Origin of the sequence: Moorena sp. SIO3B2 (assembly GCF_010692525.1) — a bacterium.
Lineage (GTDB): Bacteria > Cyanobacteriota > Cyanobacteriia > Cyanobacteriales > Coleofasciculaceae > Moorena > Moorena producens.
The window spans coordinates 1-1318 of record NZ_JAAHHE010000898.1 but is presented as its reverse complement, the minus strand read 5'-3'; the positions used below and the strand labels follow the sequence as shown (position 1 = coordinate 1318).

Annotated in this window: 1 protein-coding gene; it reads left to right on the top strand. The window is 47.3% G+C overall.

The genetic code is table 11. From position 1 onward, the window contains the following. Positions 1–1299, top strand: a 1299-nt coding sequence (locus F6K38_RS42185; RefSeq protein ID WP_287360820.1) for a ShlB/FhaC/HecB family hemolysin secretion/activation protein, incomplete at its 5' end; no start/stop codon positions are given. Between the last annotated feature and the right edge of the window lie 19 nt (positions 1300–1318).

Below are 1318 nucleotides of genomic sequence, written 5' to 3'. Positions count from 1 at the left end.
TCTGGCGCATTTTTGCCCGTCCAAGACTTTAGCAAAGGTGTTGTGAAAATCCAGGTGGTTGAGGGTGACTTAGAACGGATTGAACTGGAGGGATTAAACCGTCTGCGGGAAGGATATGTGCGCAGTCGCCTTGAACTAGCCACTCACCCACCATTAAATCGAAGCCGCTTAGAAGAAGCCCTGAAACTGCTGCAACTTGACCCTTTACTCAATCAAGTGGATGCCGAGTTAACTGCAGGAAGCGGCTCTGGTAGCAATATTTTGCAAGTCAAACTCAAAGAAGCGTCTGCCTTTCACGCTGGTATTTCTACCGCCAACAACCAATCTCCCAGCATTGGTTCACTACAAACCAGGCTGTTTGTTGCCCATGATAATCTTTTGGGTTTTGGCGATCGCTTCAGCACTCAATACAGCTTTACCGAAGGGCTAGACCTCTACGATATCAACTATTCTATCCCCCTCAATCCCTACAATGGCACCCTTACTGTACGCTACAACAACAGCGACAGCGGCATTATCGAAGATGAATTTGAGGAGTTTGATATCGAAAGCGAAACTCGCACCTTTTCTGTTAGTTTTCGCCAACCGATATTACGCTCCCCAGAAAGTGAATTTGCTCTGAGTTTAGCCCTAGACTTGCGTCGCAGTCAAACCTTCTTACTCGGGGAACCCTTTTCTTTCTCAGTTGGTCCAGAAGACGGGGAATCCAAGGTAACGGTATTGCGATTTTCTCAAGATTGGATAGACCGTAGTAGCCCTAGTCGGATATTAGCTGCTCGCTCTCAGTTTAGTTTTGGGTTAGGTGCCTTTGATGCAACTATCAACAATAGTGGGACTGACGGGCGATTCTTTAGCTGGTTGGGACAATTCCAATTGGTACAACAGTTGTCACCGAGAACGACCCTGATCACACAAATTAATGCTCAGTTAACCCCAGATTCTTTGCTCTCCCTAGAACGCTTCAGTATCGGTGGCGTGGATACTATCAAAGGCTATCGACAAAACCAACTGGTTGCTGATAACGGTATCCTGGGTTCGGTACAAGTCCGCATCCCTCTCACCTCAGACCCCACCAGGCTCCAACTAGCCCCTTTTTTTGAAATCGGTACAGCTTGGAATAATCTAGATCCTGACCCTGACCTCGCCACCATTGCTAGCTTGGGAGTAGGTTTGCGATCGCAAATTATCTCTGGTTTAGATTTGCGCTTAGACTATGGTATCCCCTTGATTGAGGTCAACAACCGGGGAAATTCACTACAAGAGAATGGTTTCCACTTTTCAGTGGCCTACCAGCCCTAGGTTCGCAGCTGAGTTTTGA